Raw genomic sequence first — 4108 nt, 5'->3', positions numbered from 1 at the left:
CTTTGTTAATTCGTCTGGTCATTGTGGTTATTAATTATTTGGTTTGTAAATATTATTTTCTTCTATAATCTTGTTGATATCACCGATCACCTCAAAAAATACTTTGAGCTTATCTTCGGAGATATTAGCTCTTACGGCCTGGTTAAATGTGAGTACCGTTATACGAGATACTTCCTTTTTCTCTTTACCCAAATCCGTAAGAAATATCCTCACCGATCTACCGTCATTTTCATCCGGTTTTCTGAAGATCAGGCCCTTTTCTTCCATGTTTTTTAAAACACGTGTTAGGCTTCTTGACTCTAAGCCCATAAGCGGAGCAATCTTCGTAGCAGGCGTTCCTTCTTTTGAACTGATGTTGAGCAAAACGAACCCGATCGAGGTTGTAATATCCTCCTTCACCGCTTGCTGGTTGTACATGCGAGAAATAGCATGCCACGAGGACTTTATATGATGATCAATGGTTTCTTCTCTTTTCATTTATTATCTAAAATTGATAATTTAAATAGCCCTTTATTTTCTTGATATGATGAGTTTATTAGGCTATGCATAACAAATATAGTAAAATATGTTATGCATGCATACTATTTTTTAAAAATTTTCAATTCCCTTTTCAATCTGCCTCAAAAGGCAATCCGGGCATAGAATTTGATTTATGATTAGCATGAAATACGTTTTTGCCATTATTTTATGCACAGTCGTTTGTTCTGAAAAGCTTTGGGCACAATCCAAGTCCTTCGACCCAGATGTATATATTATGTGGAATGCCTCTAATAAGCTTCAGTGGTCAGACTTTGAGGCAACCAATGATGACTCACGATTCGGAGATGCAGGTACTGCTGTAAAAATTGTAGCTAAACCTTACTATGAGAAGCGTAGACTCTATTACAATGTATTTGCTTTGTTTAATAAGAAAAAGTCATGGGCTTCAGATGTAAATGATAGATTATTGGCCCATGAACAATTACACTTTGATTTAGCCGAAGTTTATGCGCGAAAAATTCGTAAAAAAGTGGCTGAGTTAAGAAGGAGTAAGGTTAAAGACCTCAAAATCTACAATAAGGCCGTAAAGAAAATTTTAGAAGAAAGTAACCAAGCGGACGAGCTATACGACCACCAAACCCTACATGGCGCATTGCCCAAAAACCAGATAACCTGGGAAAAGAAAGTGGCTAGACAACTCATGGAGTTACAGGATTATAGCCAATAAGATCAAGCCCAAAATTGCAACTCTATATAACTAACTGAAAGTAAAGTTTTTATACCTTGCTGTAACCTTTTCTTTTTTACTGCCGTCTTACATAAGACTCCAATGTATTGAAGAATTATGCATAGCCCTGAATTACTTAAAGGCTCATTACAGACGATTATACTTAAGCTACTTGCCAATAATGGCCGCATGTATGGTTATGAAATCACTCAAAAAGTAAAAGAACTATCTGATGGTTCACTTATCGTATCAGAAGGTGCTCTCTATCCTACATTGCACAAGTTAGAGTCGGAAGGACTTTTGACTACTGAAAAAATAAGTATGGGAAAAAGAGTGAGAAAGTATTATACGCTCACATCAAATGGAAAAGCCAACGTTGTTGAGCGCGTAAAAGATTTTGAGGCTTTTATAGAAACTATGTTTAAGGTTCTTCAAATTTCGCCACAGCTGTAATCATGCATTTAACTGAATCACATATTAATTACATCATCAGGGATATACAGTACCGCGGTGTAGTCGATGATGATTTAGGCGAAGAACTGGTAGATCATATTTGCACTTTGGTAGAGCAAAAGATGGAAGAGGGTGAGCGATTTATTGAAGCTTACGAAAATGTAAGAGTATCATTCGGCTCCACACACAACCTACAGGAATTACAAACTCAAACAATAAATTCATCCAACTACAACACCAGACTTATGTTTCGAAATTATCTAAAGATTGCACTGCGCAATTTATCAAAACAACGCTTCTATACATTTATTAATGTCACCGGCCTTGCCGTAAGTGTGACCTGTTGTATGCTCATCTCTCTTTTTGTAATCGATGAGCTCAGTTATGATACCTTTTGGCAAGACGAAGACAGGCTGTATCGCACGGTTAGACATGGTAAATATGGAGATAACGAGTTTCATATGGCTACAGCTCCTGCACCACTCGGGCCAGCGCTAAAGGCAGAACTCCCTGAAATAGAGTCTGTGGCGCGTTTCAGAACCTGGGGTACTTACCTGGTGAAAACGCCAAATATGACAGAGTCTATAAAAGAAAGCTCATTAATCTTTGCTGACCCTGACGTTTTTGAGCTCTTAAATTTAAAGCTACTCAATGGAGACGCTAAAACTGCATTGACCAAATCGATGAATATAGCTATAAGTGAAACTATGGCGACTAAATATTATGGAACACCTGATGCGGTAGGGGAGCAACTTATTTTGGATGGAGATGAGGAGTATAACGTAACAGCTGTTTTTGAAGATATTCCTAACAATTCACATTTGAATATTGACTTCATAATGGCCATGGAAGGTATGAGTCAAAGTAAAAGAACCATGTGGTTGAGTAATAATTTCTTCACTTATTTCAAGTTAAAGGAAGGTGTGAATGCTAAAGAATTTTTGGGCAAACTCAATAATATGGCCGATGCTCATGTAAGTGAGCAGCTTGTACAACTAACCGGAGCCACATTTGAAGAGTTTAAATCAAACGGCAACTACATGTATTTTGAGTTGCAGCCTATTTCTGATGCTTACCTTAAATCGGATTTTACTTTTGACATAGGTACGTCAGGTGATATAACATATGTATACCTCTTTACCATCATTGCAGTTTTTATTTTAGTGATTGCCTGTATTAACTTCATGAATCTATCAACCGCTCGCTCAGCCAATCGAGCTAAAGAAGTTGGGGTAAGAAAGGTTCTCGGCTCATATAAATCACACTTAGTAAGACAATTTTTGACTGAGTCCATTATTCTTAGTATCGTGGCCTTTTTCTTCAGTTTGGTGCTCATGGCTTTACTGCTGCCATTCTTCAATTCTATAGCCGATAAGTCTTTGAGTGTGCCTTACGATCAGCCATTATTTTATCTTGGGTTAATCATGGGCTCGCTACTGGTAGGTTTTGCTGCAGGTATTTATCCGGCATTCTTTTTAAGCGCTTTTAAACCGGTAAATGTGCTAAAAGGTAAGTTGGCTCTCGGTAGTAAAAGTGGCTTGATTAGAAGCGGATTAGTAGTTTTTCAATTTTTCATTAGCATCGTTTTACTGGTGGGTACAGCAGCTGTTTACAAGCAGCTCAACTACATTCAAAACAAGAAACTGGGCTTTGAAAAAGAGCAGGTATTAATGGTGGGTGATGCTTATATGCTTGGTGAGAGTTTAGAAAGCTTTAAGGAAGAAGTAAAGAACCATGCATCTACCAAGTCAGTCTCTCTTTCTGGTTTTGTACCGGTGAGTGGCCATAATAGATCTGACAATACTTTTTGGAAAGAAGGCACCGAGCCAACAGAGGATAACATGGTAAACATGCAGTTCTGGAGTGTAGATGAGGGCTATATAGAAACCATGGGACTTACTATGCTTAAAGGTCGCAATTTTAATCCCGACCTTGCTTCTGACTCCAATGCTTTAATACTTAATGAAACGGCATTTAAGGCCTATGGCTTAACCTGGGGAGAAAACAACATTATTGAAAACTTTGACAACGACCCGCAAACGGGTCAGGCTGATCCTAATAAAACCATAAAGCATAAGGTAATCGGTGTGGTCAAAGATTTTCATTTTGAATCTATGAGATTACCAATCGGTAACCTTGCTTTACGACTAGATAGAAGCACGGGGCTCATGTCTGTAAGATTGAACTCCAAAGATCTTGAGGCCTCTTTGTCTACGATTGAGTCTATTTGGAAAAAATTTGCTCCCGAATTGCCATTTAATTATCAATTTCTTGACAGTGCATTTGGTGAAATGTATGACAATGAAAAACGCCTGGCACGTGTTTTCACCATATTTGCGGGTCTGGCAATATTCATCGGTTGTCTGGGGCTATTTGCGTTGGCAGCATTTATGGCTGAGCAACGGACCAAAGAAATTGGCATAAGAAAAGTGATGGGCGCTTCGATTA

The 4108-nt window shown here is 38.2% G+C and carries 4 protein-coding genes; 3 read left to right on the top strand and 1 reads right to left on the bottom strand.

Annotated features, from left to right (window positions below; all coding sequences use genetic code 11):
* Window positions 1–30: 30 nt before the first annotated feature.
* Window positions 31–477, bottom strand: a complete 447-nt coding sequence (locus E1176_RS04770; RefSeq protein ID WP_155209426.1) for a MarR family winged helix-turn-helix transcriptional regulator — start codon at window positions 475–477, stop codon at window positions 31–33.
* A gap of 184 nt (window positions 478–661) precedes the next feature.
* Here E1176_RS04770 and E1176_RS04765 point away from each other — a divergent pair, with 184 nt between their 5' ends.
* The 3 genes from E1176_RS04765 to E1176_RS04755 all read left to right on the top strand — a co-directional run.
* Window positions 662–1207 (top strand): DUF922 domain-containing protein, encoded by a 546-nt coding sequence (locus tag E1176_RS04765; RefSeq protein WP_185152635.1) that lies wholly within the window; start codon window positions 662–664, stop codon window positions 1205–1207.
* A gap of 117 nt (window positions 1208–1324) precedes the next feature.
* The gene (locus E1176_RS04760) at window positions 1325–1660 is read left to right on the top strand and encodes a PadR family transcriptional regulator (RefSeq protein ID WP_155209424.1); all 336 of its coding nucleotides are present in this window, start codon (window positions 1325–1327) and stop codon (window positions 1658–1660) included.
* Window positions 1661–1662: 2 nt separating this feature from the next.
* Window positions 1663–4108, top strand: a 2446-nt coding sequence (locus E1176_RS04755; protein WP_155209423.1) for an ABC transporter permease, incomplete at its 3' end; no start/stop codon positions are given.

It is taken from the genome of Fulvivirga aurantia (genome assembly GCF_009711475.1).
In the GTDB taxonomy this organism is placed as follows: Bacteria; Bacteroidota; Bacteroidia; order Cytophagales; family Cyclobacteriaceae; genus Fulvivirga; species Fulvivirga aurantia.
Note: the sequence above shows the minus strand (reverse complement) of the source record. Positions and strands in the feature narration are given on the sequence as shown.